This window comes from Bacillus sp. A015, from assembly GCF_053851875.1.
Map to the genome: position 1 here is coordinate 1 of NZ_JBSPZB010000022.1, position 16,182 is coordinate 16,182.

At 42.3% G+C, this 16,182-nt stretch carries 16 protein-coding genes, 1 rRNA gene and 1 other annotated feature; all 17 genes read left to right on the forward strand.

Features of this window, described 5'->3' with window-relative positions:
* Positions 1–111: ribosomal RNA gene (gene rrf / locus ACSLGF_RS15795) — 5S ribosomal RNA — on the forward strand; the annotation flags it as partial.
* 177 nt (positions 112–288) lie between these two features.
* Entirely contained in the window at positions 289–753 is a 465-nt protein-coding gene (locus tag ACSLGF_RS15800) for a CtsR family transcriptional regulator (RefSeq protein ID WP_003217184.1), read from the forward strand.
* Positions 754–767: 14 nt separating this feature from the next.
* Positions 768–1,325, forward strand: a complete 558-nt coding sequence (locus tag ACSLGF_RS15805) for a UvrB/UvrC motif-containing protein (RefSeq protein ID WP_456007086.1) — start codon at positions 768–770, stop codon at positions 1,323–1,325.
* A 4-nt stretch (positions 1,326–1,329) separates the two neighbouring features.
* Positions 1,330–2,421, forward strand: a complete 1,092-nt coding sequence (locus ACSLGF_RS15810; RefSeq protein WP_456007088.1) for a protein arginine kinase — start codon at positions 1,330–1,332, stop codon at positions 2,419–2,421.
* Complete coding sequence (gene clpC, locus ACSLGF_RS15815; RefSeq protein ID WP_456007090.1) at positions 2,418–4,853, forward strand: ATP-dependent protease ATP-binding subunit ClpC; 2,436 nt, start codon at positions 2,418–2,420, stop codon at positions 4,851–4,853. The genes ACSLGF_RS15810 and clpC overlap by 4 nt, the downstream gene beginning before the upstream one ends.
* 93 nt (positions 4,854–4,946) lie before the next feature.
* Complete coding sequence (gene radA / locus ACSLGF_RS15820; RefSeq protein ID WP_456007092.1) at positions 4,947–6,326, forward strand: DNA repair protein RadA; 1,380 nt, start codon at positions 4,947–4,949, stop codon at positions 6,324–6,326.
* A gap of 2 nt (positions 6,327–6,328) precedes the next feature.
* Positions 6,329–7,408 carry a DNA integrity scanning diadenylate cyclase DisA gene (disA, locus tag ACSLGF_RS15825; protein ID WP_456007094.1) on the forward strand — a complete coding sequence of 360 codons (1,080 nt, stop codon included), beginning with the start codon at positions 6,329–6,331 and terminating at the stop codon, positions 7,406–7,408.
* A gap of 154 nt (positions 7,409–7,562) precedes the next feature.
* On the forward strand, positions 7,563–8,663 hold the full coding sequence (locus ACSLGF_RS15830; RefSeq protein WP_456007096.1) for a PIN domain-containing protein: 1,101 nt from the start codon (positions 7,563–7,565) through the stop codon (positions 8,661–8,663).
* Positions 8,664–8,676: 13 nt separating this feature from the next.
* On the forward strand, positions 8,677–9,366 hold the full coding sequence (ispD, locus tag ACSLGF_RS15835; protein WP_099728201.1) for a 2-C-methyl-D-erythritol 4-phosphate cytidylyltransferase: 690 nt from the start codon (positions 8,677–8,679) through the stop codon (positions 9,364–9,366).
* Between the two features lie 3 nt (positions 9,367–9,369).
* Entirely contained in the window at positions 9,370–9,846 is a 477-nt protein-coding gene (gene ispF / locus ACSLGF_RS15840) for a 2-C-methyl-D-erythritol 2,4-cyclodiphosphate synthase (protein ID WP_249705075.1), read from the forward strand.
* Between the two features lie 94 nt (positions 9,847–9,940).
* Positions 9,941–11,392, forward strand: a complete 1,452-nt coding sequence (gene gltX, locus ACSLGF_RS15845; protein ID WP_249705076.1) for a glutamate--tRNA ligase — start codon at positions 9,941–9,943, stop codon at positions 11,390–11,392.
* Positions 11,392–11,623 (forward strand) — a binding site (T-box leader). It overlaps the preceding gene by 1 nt.
* A gap of 81 nt (positions 11,624–11,704) precedes the next feature.
* Positions 11,705–12,358 (forward strand): serine O-acetyltransferase, encoded by a 654-nt coding sequence (gene cysE / locus ACSLGF_RS15850; RefSeq protein ID WP_456007161.1) that lies wholly within the window; start codon positions 11,705–11,707, stop codon positions 12,356–12,358.
* Positions 12,355–13,755, forward strand: a complete 1,401-nt coding sequence (gene cysS, locus ACSLGF_RS15855) for a cysteine--tRNA ligase (RefSeq protein ID WP_456007098.1) — start codon at positions 12,355–12,357, stop codon at positions 13,753–13,755. Before cysE ends, cysS begins: the two co-directional genes overlap by 4 nt.
* Before the next feature lie 2 nt (positions 13,756–13,757).
* A complete protein-coding gene (locus ACSLGF_RS15860) occupies positions 13,758–14,189 on the forward strand; it encodes a Mini-ribonuclease 3 (RefSeq protein ID WP_034323254.1) in 432 nt (143 codons plus the stop codon).
* Positions 14,173–14,922: a 23S rRNA (guanosine(2251)-2'-O)-methyltransferase RlmB gene (rlmB, locus tag ACSLGF_RS15865; RefSeq protein WP_099728197.1), complete on the forward strand. Its 750-nt coding sequence runs from the start codon at positions 14,173–14,175 to the stop codon at positions 14,920–14,922. Before ACSLGF_RS15860 ends, rlmB begins: the two co-directional genes overlap by 17 nt.
* A 2-nt stretch (positions 14,923–14,924) precedes the next feature.
* Entirely contained in the window at positions 14,925–15,437 is a 513-nt protein-coding gene (rae1, locus tag ACSLGF_RS15870; protein ID WP_099728196.1) for a ribosome-dependent mRNA decay endonuclease Rae1/YacP, read from the forward strand.
* 62 nt (positions 15,438–15,499) lie between these two features.
* Positions 15,500–16,156: an RNA polymerase sporulation sigma factor SigH gene (sigH, locus tag ACSLGF_RS15875; protein WP_008345424.1), complete on the forward strand. Its 657-nt coding sequence runs from the start codon at positions 15,500–15,502 to the stop codon at positions 16,154–16,156.
* Positions 16,157–16,182: the final 26 nt, after the last annotated feature.

The window sequence follows — 16,182 nt, forward strand, 5'->3', positions numbered from 1 at the left end:
TGGCGATAGCGAAGAGGTCACACCCGTTCCCATACCGAACACGGAAGTTAAGCTCTTCAGCGCCGATGGTAGTTGGGGGTTTCCCCCTGTGAGAGTAGGACGCCGCCAAGCCTTTCTAAGGATCAGTTCCAGACGGAACTGGTCTTTTTTGTGTTTTTGAGAGGTTTGACACCATATAAATGTGGAAATAATATTGTTAGTTGAGCGATTATCTTGAAAAATCGATCGAAAAAATTTATAGTAAGATTAAAGTCAAATATAGTCAAAGTCAATGGAGGAGGAGGCGGAGTGGCACAAAATATTTCTGATATCATCGAGCAGTATTTGAAGGAAGTCTTGGATCAGAATGGTCGAGAAATATTAGAAATTAAGCGCAATGAGATTGCAGATAAGTTTCAATGCGTACCTTCACAAATTAATTATGTTATCAATACACGCTTCACGAGCGAAAGAGGCTATATCGTTGAAAGTAAGCGTGGCGGCGGTGGCTATATCCGCATCATTAAAGTCAAAATGAATGATGAAGTCGACTTATTGAACAACATTATTTCCCAAATATATCATCGTTTATCACAGGCTGCATCTGATCATATCATCATGCGTCTTGTAGAAAACAACATTCTATCTGAAAGAGAAGCTAAGATGATGATCAGTGTCATGGACCGTTCAGTTTTGCACATTGATTTACCTGAACGAGATGAACTGCGGGCTCGGATGATGAAAGCGATGTTAAATGCTTTGAAATTAAAGTAAAGCGGGTGAAAAGATTGATTTGTCAAGAATGCAATGAGAGACCAGCCACTTTTCACTTTACAAAAGTTATAAATGGAGAAAAACAAGAAATGCACATATGTGAACAATGTGCAAAAGAAAACAGTGATTCATATACTATGAGTGGAAACCAAGGTTTCTCGATTCACAACTTATTATCAGGCTTACTGAATATTGATCCTAGCTTTACCACAAGTGCTAACCAAGGGTCATCTATTTTTCAAGAAGCGAGAGAAGTGGATCAATGTCCTAAGTGTGGCTTAACCTTTCAGCAGTTCAGAAAAACAGGCCGTTTTGGCTGTGCAGAATGTTACCGTACATTTGATCAGTACCTGAATCCTGTTTTGCGGAAAGTCCATAGTGGAAATACAGCCCATACTGGAAAAGTTCCTAAACGGATTGCCGGCAGTCTGCATGTACGTCGGAAACTTGAGTTGATGCAGCAAGAGCTGAAGCAGTTGATTGAACAGGAAGAGTTCGAAAAAGCAGCGGAAGTTCGAGATCAAATTCGTGCATTAGAGCATGAGCAATCTCAGCAGAGGGAGGGAGATTAACGACATGTCGCTCCAGCATTTTATTCAAGACGCTTTAAGTCAATGGATGAAACAAAAAGGACCAGAAAGTGACATTGTTCTAAGCAGTCGTATTCGGCTAGCACGCAATCTAGAGCATGTTCGTTTCCCAACTCAGTTTTCTCAAGAGGAGGCTGAAGCTGTTCTCCAGCAATTTGAGCAGAAGTTTGCGAGCCAGGAAGTGAAGGACGTTGGAAACTTTGTTCTGATTCGAATGAATGAAACGCAGCCTTTAGCAAAGAGGGTACTTGTTGAAAAGCATTTGATTAGCCCCAACTTGGCAGAATCAAGATTTGGCGGCTGCTTGCTTTCTGAAAACGAGGAAATCAGTGTCATGCTAAATGAAGAAGACCATATTCGTATCCAATGCCTGTTCCCAGGTTTTCAACTGGCCAATGCGCTAAAAGTGGCTAATCAGGTAGACGACTGGATTGAAGAGCAAGTGGACTATGCGTTTTCTGAAAAGCGAGGATACTTAACAAGCTGTCCGACCAATGTAGGTACAGGTATTAGGGCTTCGGTCATGATGCACTTACCAGCATTAGCTCTCACACGACAAATGAATCGGATTATTCCTGCAATTAATCAATTAGGTCTTGTCGTCAGAGGAATTTATGGTGAGGGTAGCGAAGCAATAGGAAACATCTTTCAAATCTCAAATCAAATGACACTTGGTCAATCAGAAGAAGATATTGTGGATGATTTGAATAGTGTGACCGCTCAGCTTATTGAACAAGAGCGATCTGCACGAAAAGCCTTATATCAAACGTCTAAAATTGAACTTGAGGACAGAGTGTACCGCTCCTTAGGGATATTGGCCAATTGTCGTATGATTGAATCAAAAGAAACGGCAAAGTGTTTGTCAGATGTGCGGCTTGGAATTGATTTAGGTATCATTAAGGGGCTTTCAAGTAATATACTGAATGAACTCATGATTTTGACACAGCCTGGCTTCCTTCAACAATATTCAGGAGGAGCTTTGGAGCCAAATGAACGAGATATAAAACGAGCAGCGATTATTAGAGAAAGGCTGCGCTTAGAAATGCATAGGAATGGACAGGAGGATGAAACGATATGATGTTTGGAAGATTCACTGAAAGAGCTCAAAAGGTATTAGCACTTGCACAAGAAGAAGCCATTCGCCTAGGCCATAAGAACATTGGAACAGAACACATTTTACTTGGTCTTGTACGTGAGGGTGAGGGCATCGCCGCAAAAGCGTTAGAAGCACTGGGCCTTGTTTCAGATAAAATCCAAAAAGAAGTCGAAAGCTTGATTGGAAGAGGGCAAGAGGTGTCTCAAGCTATTCCTCATTATACGCCTAGAGCGAAGAAGGTCACGGAGCTTTCTATGGATGAAGCAAGAAAGCTAGGTCATTCCTATGTAGGGACAGAACATATTCTTTTAGGTCTTATTCGTGAGGGAGAGGGTGTAGCTGCCCGTGTCTTAAATAACCTCGGAGTGAGCTTAAATAAAGCACGTCAGCAAGTGTTGCAGCTGCTTGGCAGCAATGAAACTGGTGCATCAGCGGCAGGATCGAATAGCAATGCAAATACACCAACATTAGATAGCTTGGCAAGAGACTTAACGGCTATTGCGAAAGAGGACAGCTTGGACCCTGTCATTGGCCGAAGTAAAGAAATTCAACGTGTCATTGAGGTACTAAGCAGAAGAACAAAGAATAACCCTGTTCTGATTGGTGAGCCTGGTGTTGGTAAAACCGCGATCGCAGAAGGTCTTGCACAGCAAATTATTCATAACGAAGTGCCTGAAATCCTGCGTGATAAACGAGTGATGACACTTGATATGGGAACCGTTGTAGCGGGAACGAAATATCGTGGTGAATTCGAGGACCGTTTGAAAAAAGTCATGGACGAAATTCGTCAGGCTGGAAATATCATTCTCTTCATTGATGAGCTTCATACACTGATTGGTGCAGGTGGAGCAGAGGGTGCGATTGATGCGTCTAATATTCTGAAACCATCCCTGGCACGTGGTGAGCTTCAATGTATCGGGGCTACAACGTTAGATGAGTACCGTAAATATATCGAGAAGGATGCAGCACTTGAACGTCGTTTCCAACCAATTCAAGTGGATCAGCCGTCCGTTGATGAAAGTATTCAAATCTTGAGAGGTCTTAGAGATCGTTATGAAGCACATCACCGTGTGTCCATTACAGATGAAGCGATTGATGCGGCAGTGAAGCTGTCTGACCGTTATATCTCTGATCGTTTCCTTCCAGATAAGGCGATTGATCTAATTGATGAGGCAGGTTCGAAGGTACGGTTACGTTCATTCACGACACCGCCTAATCTAAAGGAACTAGAGCAAAAGCTGGATGAAGTACGTAAGGAAAAGGATGCGGCTGTTCAAAGTCAAGAATTTGAAAAAGCAGCTTCCCTTCGTGACACAGAGCAGCGCTTGCGTGAAAAAGTAGAAGTCACAAAAAAATCGTGGAAAGAAAAGCAGGGACAAGAGAATTCTGAGGTATCTGTAGATGATATCGCAATGGTTGTCTCTAGCTGGACGGGAGTGCCTGTTTCGAAAATTGCTCAAACCGAAACAGATAAGCTTCTGAATATGGAACAATTGCTCCATTCTCGCGTGATTGGGCAGGATGAAGCGGTTGTCGCTGTAGCGAAAGCTGTGAGACGTGCTCGCGCTGGTCTAAAAGACCCGAAACGTCCAATTGGCTCCTTTATCTTCTTAGGTCCAACAGGGGTGGGTAAGACTGAGCTTGCGAGAGCACTGGCCGAGTCTATTTTCGGTGATGAAGAAGCGATGATCCGTATTGATATGTCTGAATACATGGAGAAACATTCTACATCAAGACTTGTGGGATCACCTCCAGGCTATGTTGGCTATGATGAAGGTGGCCAGCTGACGGAAAAAGTGAGAAGAAAACCTTATTCTGTTGTGCTTTTAGATGAGATTGAAAAGGCGCATCCTGATGTGTTTAATATCCTATTGCAAGTGTTAGAAGATGGCCGTCTTACTGATTCTAAAGGACGTACAGTTGACTTTAGAAATACCATTTTGATTATGACTTCAAACGTTGGAGCTAGTGAACTCAAGCGCAATAAATATGTTGGCTTTAACGTGCAGGATGAAGGTCAAAATTACAAAGATATGAAAGGCAAAGTCATGGGTGAGTTGAAACGTGCGTTTAGACCGGAATTCATCAACCGTATTGATGAAATCATTGTCTTCCACTCGCTTGAAAAGAAACATCTAAAAGAGATTGTGTCTCTCATGTCTGATCAATTAACAAAACGGTTAAAAGAGCAAGACCTCTCAATTGAACTGACAGAAGCAGCAAAAGCGAAGATTGTCGACGAAGGTGTAGACCTTGAGTATGGTGCTCGTCCGTTAAGAAGAGCGATTCAAAAGCACGTTGAGGATCGACTTTCTGAGGAATTGCTGAAAGGTAATATTGAAAAGGGTCAACATATCGTATTAGATGTAGAAGATGGAGAAATTGTCGTAAAAGCAACGGCTGCTACGAACTAATATAGTAAGAAAAAAGTGTGAGGCATACCAGTCAGGTGTATGCCTCCCTTTACTTATTTTCTGACCAGTATAAGGAGTTGTATTCTTCAATCTATGGCTAAGACAAAATCAAAATTTATATGCCAAACGTGCGGTTATGAGTCAGCCAAATGGATGGGGAAATGCCCCGGCTGCGGCACGTGGAACAGTATGACAGAAGAGGTCGTTCGCAAAGAGCCGGCAAACCGTCGAAGTGCTTTTAATCATTCTGTTCAAACCATTCAAAAACCTTCACCTATTTCTGCAATTGAAACATCCGAAGAACCCCGAATTAAAACGAATTTAGAAGAATTTAACCGAGTATTAGGAAGTGGAATTGTCAAAGGCTCTCTCGTTCTCATTGGCGGAGACCCTGGGATTGGGAAGTCCACATTATTATTACAAGTATCAGCACAGCTCTCAGACCAAAATCAGAATGTGTTATACATATCTGGTGAGGAGTCCATTAAACAAACGAAGCTAAGAGCGGATCGCCTCGGCATTGATAGCACCTCTTTACATGTTTTGGCTGAAACCGATATGGAGTATATAACGTCTTCTATACAAGAGATGAAACCCGCTTTTGTTGTGGTGGACTCGATTCAAACCGTTTATCAAAGCGATATTACGTCAGCTCCTGGATCTGTTTCTCAGGTAAGAGAATGCACAGCGCAGCTGATGAAGATTGCCAAGACGAATGGTATTCCGATTTTTATCGTTGGTCACGTGACCAAAGAAGGCTCGATCGCAGGTCCACGCCTTTTAGAGCATATGGTGGACACGGTTCTTTATTTTGAAGGGGAGCGGCATCATACGTTTCGCATCTTACGAGCAGTGAAAAACCGATTTGGTTCAACGAATGAATTAGGGATTTTTGAAATGAGAGAAGAAGGGCTCACGGAAGTATTAAACCCATCAGAAATTTTCTTAGAAGAGCGGTCAGCAGGTGTATCTGGTTCGTGTGTTGTTGCTTCAATGGAAGGAACAAGACCTGTTCTTGTGGAGATACAAGCATTAATTTCGCCGACAAGCTTTGGGAATCCACGGAGAATGGCTACAGGCCTTGATCATAATCGTGTGTCATTGCTAATGGCCGTTTTAGAAAAACGTGTAGGGCTGCTGCTGCAAAACCAAGATGCGTATTTAAAGGTTGCAGGCGGTGTGAAGCTTGACGAACCAGCGATTGACCTGGCCATTGCCGTCAGTATTGCGTCAAGCTTTAAAGACGCAGCGCCGCAACAAGCCGATTGCTTTATAGGAGAAGTTGGTCTGACGGGAGAAGTCAGAAGAGTATCAAGAATTGAACAGCGTGTGCAGGAAGCTGCTAAACTAGGATTTAAGCGAATGTTTATTCCTCAGGCGAATATAGACGGATGGAAAAAGCCGAGAGGGATTGAGTTAGTCGGTGTAGAAAATGTAGCGGAGGCACTTCGTATTTCACTAGGGGGATCATAGAAATGGAAAAAGAGAAAAAAGGAGCGAGAGAAGTTGATCTCTTAGATATCGTACAGTTTGTGGCACCAGGGACACCTTTGCGAGTAGGGATTGAAAATGTCCTGAGAGCCAATACTGGCGGGCTCATTGTTGTTGGTTATAACGACAAAGTAAAAAGTGTGGTAGATGGAGGATTTCACATTAATTCCGCCTTCTCCCCAGCACACTTATATGAATTGGCCAAGATGGATGGGGCCATTATTTTAAGCGATTCTGGTCAAAAAATCTTGTATGCGAATACACAGCTGATGCCAGATGCAACGATTCATTCATCAGAAACAGGCATGAGACACCGAACGGCTGAACGTGTAGCCAAGCAGACAGGCTGCTTAATCATTGCCATTTCTGAACGGAGAAACGTCATTACTTTATACCAAGGGAATCGTCGTTATACGTTGAAAGATATCGGCTTTATTTTAACAAAGGCCAATCAAGCCATTCAAACACTTGAGAAATATAAAACCATTTTAGATCACGCCATTTCAGCGTTAAGCGCCCTAGAATTTGAAGAGCTTGTCACCTTTGGTGATGTACTATCCGTGCTGCATCGCTATGAAATGGTGCTCAGAATCAAAAATGAGATTAATATGTATATCAAAGAGCTCGGAACAGAAGGACACTTGATCCGCCTTCAAGTCAATGAGCTGATTACAGATATGGAGCAGGAAGCGGCTTTATTTATTAAAGATTACGTGAAAGAAAAGATTAAAGATCCATATACTTTGCTTAAACAACTCCAAGATATGTCTAGCTTTGAGCTTTTAGATGATTCTATTCTGTACAAGTTACTTGGATATCCAGCTTCTACAAATGTTGACGATTATGTGTACACAAGAGGGTACAGATTACTTCACAAAATCCCTAGACTGCCAATGCCTATTGTCGAAAATGTGGTCGAAGCGTTTGGTGTGTTAGACCGAATTATGGAAGCGGATGTACAAGAATTGGATGAAGTAGAAGGAATTGGAGAAGTAAGAGCGAAAAAGATAAAAAAAGGATTAAAAAGGTTACAAGAAAAACATTATATTGACCGTCAGCTATAAAAAGAGAAATTTTTCTCAATCACGGTTAAAAATGGATGAATATGGGTATATTAATGATGCTTTTTGTTTTCTGTTGATCATGATAGAAAACTTAAACATATATCAATGTCAGATGAAGGTGGATTGACAGATGAAAAATAAAGGAGGTGAAGGTATGTTAAAAAGAATCGTTCAGGCGTTTTTTATCATTTTTGGTGCAGTTGTGGGGATTTTTATCATTCCAGAGCTATTTCTGCTGTTAAATGTAAAGGACATACCTTTCATAACAAATGCTTACTCTTCAGCACTAATAGGAGCTGCTGTATTCTTCATCATCGGTAAATGGTGCACAGGCTATGTTGTGAATTGGATGAAATGGATCGAAGATTCTCTATTGAAGGCGCCTCTTCCTGATCTTATATCTGGAAGTTTCGGATTAGTATTTGGACTTATTCTAGCATATCTTATTGTAAACGTGATCCCGCTAAACAATATCCCATATCATATTTTTGGTACCATTATTCCGATTTTCCTGGCTTTCTTTTTAGGATACCTTGGATTTCAGGTAGGGTTTAAGAAGAAGGATGAAATGATGGGGCTGTTCTCTCGATCTGCAAAGGTCAGCAAGAAAAAAGGCGGAGCTGATGATGAACCTGAAATAGAAGATAAAAAGCTGAAAATTTTAGACACAAGTGTTATCATTGATGGAAGAATCGCAGATATTTGTCAAACTGGATTTTTAGAAGGAATTATGGTGATTCCTCAATTTGTTCTCGAGGAATTACAGCATATTGCAGACTCTTCTGATGTATTAAAGAGAAATAGAGGCCGAAGAGGTCTTGATATTTTAAATCGTATCCAAAAAGAATTGGATATCAAAGTTGAAATTTACGAAGGTGACTTCGAAGACATTCAAGAGGTTGATAGCAAGCTTGTGAAGCTCGCTAAATTAACTTCAGGTGTTGTTGTGACAAATGATTTTAATTTAAATAAAGTATGCGAACTTCAAAAAGTAGCAGTGTTAAACATCAATGATCTAGCCAATGCGGTCAAACCGGTTGTACTGCCTGGGGAAGAAATGAAGGTACAGGTTATTAAAGATGGGAAAGAGCATAACCAAGGTGTTGCCTACTTAGATGACGGTACGATGATTGTGGTCGAAGAAGGACGCAATTACATTGGAAAAGACATTGATGTGCTTGTCACAAGTGTGCTGCAGACTGCTGCTGGAAGAATGATTTTTGCGAAGCCAAAACTTCTGGAGAAGGCGCTCTAAAGGGAGAACGAACATGTATTATGAAGTAGTTATTCCGGCTGCGGGGCAGGGGAAACGAATGAAGGCCGGCCGCAATAAGCTTTTTATTGAATTGAAAAGAATGCCGGTCATCATTCACACACTGAAGGTGTTTGACGCCCATTCACAATGCAAACGCATGATCTTAGCGATCAATGAAGAGGAGCGTCGTGACTTTGAAAGGCTACTAAAGGTACACGCTTTCCAAACGCCTGTTTCACTTGTCACTGGCGGTGAAGAACGTCAGCAAAGTGTATACGAAGGATTGAAGGCTGTGAAAGATGCGGACATCGTGCTTGTTCATGATGGAGCAAGGCCTTTTATTAAGCATACACAGATTGACTTGCTCGTTAAAGCGGCGATTGAAAAAGGCTCCGCAGTCGTAGCGGTACCAGTGAAAGACACAATCAAACGCGTTCAAGCAGGCAAAGTGGAGCAAACCATTGAACGTCAGAGCTTGTGGGCAGTCCAGACCCCACAAGCTTTTCGTCATTCTATTTTAAAAGAGGCGCATGAATATGCGGAGCGGACAGGCTTCCTTGGAACAGACGACGCCAGCCTTGTGGAACAATTACACGGTGAGAGTGTGTATATTGTCCAGGGAGACTATACCAATATTAAGCTGACAACACCGGATGATTTACTGGTTGCCAAGGCAATTATGGATGCGGAAAGAGGGTACTAGATCATGTTGAGAATAGGACAAGGCTTTGATGTACATCAATTAACAGAGGGAAGACCTCTTATTATCGGCGGGGTTACCATTCCCTATGAAAAGGGACTGCTTGGGCATTCAGATGCTGACGTACTGCTTCACACGGTGGCAGATGCCTGTCTAGGTGCGATTGGTGAAGGAGATATCGGCAGACATTTCCCAGACACTGATCCCGAGTTTAAGGATGCAGATTCTTTTCAATTACTTCAGCATGTGTGGGCACTAGTGAAAGAAAAAGGCTATACACTTGTGAATATTGACTGCACCATCATGGCGCAAAAGCCAAAAATGGCACCTTACATTCAACCGATGTGCGAGAAAATCGCAGAAGCGCTTGAGGCAGATGTCACACAGGTAAATGTCAAAGCAACAACGACAGAGAAACTCGGGTTTACAGGCAGAGGCGAAGGAATTGCCTCTCAGGCGACAGTGCTTCTTCAGAAAAAGTAAAATCCATTTTGATGAGAATGGTATTTGATGATAAAATACGTTTATAAAAAAATGGTGTCAGACAACATGATGCAGATGAAAGGAAGTTAAACTCATGGGAAATGAAGTGCGTGTTCGTTATGCACCGAGTCCAACTGGTCATTTACATATTGGGAATGCTAGAACGGCTCTTTTCAACTATTTGTTCGCACGCAGCCAAGGCGGCAAATTTATTATTCGAATCGAAGATACGGATCAAAAGCGTAATGTAGAAGGCGGAGAAGAAAGCCAGCTTCGTCATTTGCAGTGGCTCGGCATTGATTGGGACGAGAGCATTGATAAAGATGGCGGCTACGGTCCTTACAGACAATCAGAGCGTAATGATATTTACAAAAAATATTATGACGAGCTGCTAGAAAAGGACTTGGCTTATAAGTGCTATTGTACGGCTGAAGAATTAGAAGAAGAGCGAGAAGCACAAATCGCCCGCAGTGAAATGCCTCGATATTCTGGTAAATGCAGTCATTTATCAAAAGAAGAAGAGGACAAGCTCATTGCTGAAGGAAGAGAGCCAAGTATTCGCTTCCGTGTGCCAAAGGGAGAAATCATCAAATTTGACGACATGGTCAAAGGTGATATTTCGTTTGAAACAGACGGCATCGGTGACTTTGTCATTGTGAAGAAAGATGGTACACCAACTTATAACTTCGCTGTAGCAGTGGATGATCATTTGATGAAAATGACTCACATTCTTCGCGGAGAGGATCACATTTCGAATACACCTAAACAAATCATGGTCTTCAATGCATTTGGCTGGGATGTTCCGCTGTTCGGACATATGACGTTGATTGTGAACGAGAACCGTAAGAAATTAAGTAAGCGAGATGAATCGATTATTCAATTCATCGAGCAATATAAGAACCTCGGCTATTTACCAGAAGCCCTGTTTAACTTCATTGCATTACTTGGATGGTCTCCAGTTGGCGAAGAAGAACTATTTACAAAAGAGCAATTCATCGATATTTTCGATGTCAACCGACTTTCTAAGTCACCAGCTCTATTCGATATGCATAAACTAAAATGGGTGAATAACCAATACGTGAAAGCACTTGATCTTGATCAAGTCGTTGCCTTAACACTTCCACATCTTCAAAAGGCTGGCAAGGTAAGCGAGCAGCTGACGGAAGAAGAAAACACGTGGGTACGCAAACTTATTTCTCTATATCACGAACAATTGAGCTACGGAGCAGAAATTGTTGAGTTAACAGAGTTGTTCTTTAAGGAGCAAATTGAGTATAATCAAGAGGCGAGAGAAGTTCTAGCAGAGGAGCAAGTACCAGAAGTCATGGCCTCTTTTGCAGGTCAGCTAGAACGTCTTGAGTCTTTCACACCTGATGAAATCAAGGCTGCCATTAAAGCGGTACAAAAAGAAACAGGGCATAAAGGCAAGAAACTATTCATGCCAATTCGTGTGGCTGTCACAGGACAAACGCATGGCCCAGAACTTCCGCAAAGTATTGAACTACTAGGTAAAGAAACGGTATTAAACCGCATTAAGCAAATATAAGGAAATCGTTGCGAGGGAGAAGTACAATGTTTTCGTCCATCACAGAAAGAGTCTTCACCGGCTGAAAGAGACTTATGGGCAGACGTTGGAAATGCACCCTCAAGACCCTTGAGGAACACGTACGTTAGTATGCAAGGGCGGTACCCTCCGTTACGGGATTAAGTTGAGAAAGCTTGCAAGATAAGGAGCTTTCTAAACAGAGTGGAACCGCGTTTTCAAAACGTCTCTGTCGTATGGCAGAGGCGTTTTTTTATTTGTCCAAAAAAAGAGCAAGTCCTAAGAGAGATTGATGGGGAAGAACGGGGGGAGCATGTGTTTTTCAAAATGCTGAAAGAAGATATTGATACTGTGTTTGATCAAGATCCTGCTGCTAGAAGCTATATTGAAGTAGTGCTAACCTATTCAGGGCTTCATGCGATTTGGGCTCATCGTATCGCGCACGCATTATATAAACGTAAGCTGTATTTTCTTGCGCGGATCATTTCTCAGGTCAGCCGATTTTTCACAGGGGTTGAAATTCACCCAGCGGCAACCATTGGCAGGCGTTTCTTCATTGATCACGGCATGGGTGTCGTGATTGGGGAAACATGTGAAATTGGAGACAACGTCACTGTTTTCCAAGGCGTGACATTAGGGGGAACAGGGAAAGAAAAGGGAAAGCGGCATCCGACCATTTTAGACGATGCCCTCATTGCGACGGGTGCAAAGGTGCTCGGTTCCATTACAGTTGGAAAAGGGTCCAAGATTGGTGCAGGGTCTGTTGTGTTAAAGGACGTCCCAGACCATTCCACCGTTGTAGGTATACCTGGGCGCGTGGTCGTTCAAAATGGAAAGAAAATCAATCGTGATCTCAACCATCAAGATTTGCCAGATCCAGTTTCCGATCGTTTTAAAGAATTGGAACGAGAAATGGAAAAGCTAAAACGCGAGCTGGCTTCATTGAGCAGAAAGGAAGAACAATCATGACAATCAATATTTATAATACATTGACACGTAAGAAGGAAGAATTTGTCCCGCTTGAACCAGGAAAGGTCAAGATGTATGTGTGCGGACCAACCGTTTATAACTACATTCATATCGGGAATGCACGACCGGCGATTGTATACGACACTGTACGTAAGTATTTAGAATACAGCGGTTATGATGTGAATTTTGTATCAAACTTTACAGATGTGGATGATAAACTCATCAAAGCAGCCAATGAGCTCGGGGAAGATGTCCCGACCATTGCTGATCGGTTTATCCAAGCCTACTTCGAAGACGTCAGTGCACTAGGCTGTAAAAAAGCAGACCTTCACCCGCGAGTAACAGAAAATATGGATGACATCATTGCGTTTATCGCCACACTGATTGAAAAAGGCTACGCCTATGAAGCGGATGGTGACGTGTATTACAGCACACGTTCATTTGAAGGCTACGGAAAGCTTTCTCATCAATCGATTGATGAACTGAAGACAGGTGCCCGTATTCGAGTAGGTGAAAAGAAAAGAGATGCACTGGACTTTGCTTTATGGAAGGCTGCAAAGGATCAGGAAATCTCATGGGATAGCCCGTGGGGCGAAGGACGTCCAGGCTGGCACATCGAGTGCTCAGCAATGGTCAAAAAATATTTAGGTGATACGATCGACATTCATGCTGGCGGACAGGATTTAACGTTCCCTCACCATGAGAATGAGATCGCCCAATCTGAGGCTTTGACAGGGAAACCTTTTGCGAAGTATTGGATGCATAACGGGTATATTAATATTGAGAATGAAAAAATGTCAAAATCACTTGGCAACTTTGTGCTGGTGCATGACATTGTGAAAGAACAAGATCCAGATGTACTTCGATTCTTTATGTTATCTGTTCATTATCGTCACCCTATTAATTACTCCATTGATTTATTGGACAGTACAAAGAGTGCTTTTAACAGACTCAAAACATCGTATGCCAATTTACATCATCGCCTTGAGAGCAGCACCAATATAACAGACAACAATACCGAATGGCTGGCGAAGATTGAAGAGCAGCGTGCGACATTTATTTCTGAAATGAATGATGACTTCAATACTGCGAATGCCATCTCTGTCTTATTTGAACTAGCGAAGCAGGCGAATTACTATATGGAGAATGACCATACTTCTGAGGAAGTGATCAATGCATTTATCGGCTTGTTCCAAGAAATCACATCTGTTCTTGGCTTCTCATTAGAAGAAAAGCACACGCTTGACGAAGAGGTAGAAGCGTTAATTGAGAAACGAAATGAAGCTAGAAGAAATCGTGACTTCGCACTGTCTGATCAAATTCGTGATCAGTTAAAGAGCATGAATATTGTATTGGAGGACACTCCTCAAGGTACTCGCTGGAAAAGAGGAGAATAGGCATGTTGAATTTTGAAAAGCTGAAAGACGGTAAACAGTTGAACGGACTTGCGCTTGCGTATATGGGTGATGCCATTTTTGAAGTGTATGTGAGGCATCACCTCCTCCAAACGGGGGCGACAAAACCAAATGAGCTGCATAAACGAGCAAGCAAGATTGTTTCAGCTAAATCTCAGGCCGCTATTTTATTTACGCTTCAGCAGCAAGGCTTTTTCACTGAGGCGGAAGAAGCGGTGCTGAAAAGAGGAAGAAATGCAAAATCTGGCACAGTGCCTAAAAACACAGACGTTCAAACGTATCGTTATAGTACGGCGCTTGAAGCGCTCATGGGTTATTTATTTATTGAACAGCAGGACGAACGCTTAGAAGAGCTGATTAGTCAGGCGATTGAAATCGGAACGTCAGGGAGGAAGACAAATGAGTCAGCAACATGATTATGTGATTGGGAAAAATGCAGTGATTGAGACACTGAAGTCAGATAGAGAGTTATACAAGCTCTGGATGGCAGAAAACACTGTAAAAGGACAAGCCCAGCAGGTCATTGAACTCGCTAAAAAGCAAAATATCACCATTCAGTATGTTCCGAGGAAAAAGCTTGATCAAATGGTATCAGGTCAGCACCAGGGAATCGTTGCACAAGTAGCGGCATATGAATATGCGGAATTGGACGATCTGTATCAAATCGCTGAAAAGCGGAATGAACAGCCATTTTTCCTTATTTTAGATGAAATCGAAGATCCTCATAATTTAGGGTCCATTATGCGTACGGCAGATGCTGTAGGTGCACACGGGATCGTCATTCCGAAAAGGCGAGCAGTCGGCTTGACAACAACCGTTGCCAAGGCATCCACTGGGGCAATCGAGCATATTCCTGTCGCAAAAGTGACCAATCTCTCAAGAGCTCTTGATGAGATGAAAGAAAGAGGAATCTGGGTCGCAGGAACAGATGCGTCTGCTAAGCAGGATTACAGACAATTTGATGGAACAATGCCTCTAGCTCTTGTGATCGGCAGTGAAGGAAAAGGAATCGGTCGATTGATCAAGGAAAAATGTGATTTCCTGATTAAACTGCCAATGGCCGGGAAGGTCACTTCATTAAACGCATCAGTAGCGGCTAGTCTATTGATGTATGAAGTGTATCGAAAACGTTATCCGTTAGGAGAATAGAGATGGACATCCTCTTAGTCGATGGATACAACATGATAGGTGCATGGCCTCGTTTGCAGCACTTAAAGGAAAACAGCTTTGAAGAAGCCAGAGACGTACTGATTCAAAATTTAGCAGAATATCAAGCATACACAGGGTATCGAGTCATTGTCGTATTCGATGCCCATATGGTCAAAGGAATCGAGAAAAAGCGGACAAACCACCGAGTAGAGGTCATCTTCACAAGAGAGAATGAAACGGCTGATGAGCGGATTGAAAAGCTGGCCCAAGATTTGAATAATATTCGGACGCAGATTCATGTGGCAACCTCTGATTTTACGGAACAGTGGGCAATCTTTGGACAAGGTGCTCTTCGCAAGTCGGCTCGAGAGCTTTTAAGAGAGATTGAAGTGATTGAACGAAAGATTGAAACACGGGTCAAAAAGATTACTTCTAATAAGCCGGCATCCAAAATTGAATTGTCAGAAGATGTATTGAAAACGTTTGAAAAATGGCGGCGGGGTAACTTGGAATAGCTTGCGATATTTCAACCATTAATGTATAATATTTCTATCTAGGTGCGGTCGGGGGGATCGAAGTGAATCTAAACAACAGCAAGGGTAAGTCCATCAGAGAGCAATTTTGCCAGTTGGAAGATGAACAAGTCATTGAAAGGGTTCATGTCGGAGATAGTGATGCGCTAGATTATTTAATTACGAAATACCGAAATTTTGTACGTGCGAAAGCAAGATCTTATTTCTTGATTGGAGCGGATCGAGAGGACATTGTCCAAGAGGGAATGATCGGACTTTATAAGTCTATCCGCGATTTCAGAGAGGACAAGCTTACTTCATTTAAGGCTTTTGCAGAATTATGTATTACCCGCCAAATTATCACCGCAATTAAAACAGCTACTCGCCAAAAACATATCCCGTTAAATTCCTATGTATCATTAGACAAGCCGATATACGATGAGGAATCGGACAGAACATTGTTGGATGTCATTTCCGGTGCTAAAGCGCTTAACCCAGAAGATCTAATCATTAGCAAAGAAGAATTTGATGATATTGAAATGAAAATGGGTGAACTATTAAGCGAGCTGGAGAGAAAGGTACTTGTGCTTTATCTTGATGGCAGATCCTATCAGGAGATTTCTGAAGATTTAAACCGTCATGTGAAATCAATTGATAACGCACTCCAAAGAGTAAAGAGAAAGTTAGAGAAATATTTAGAGCTGCGCGAGATCAGTCTCTAGTCAAACCCATATTGACAGCTTTTTCG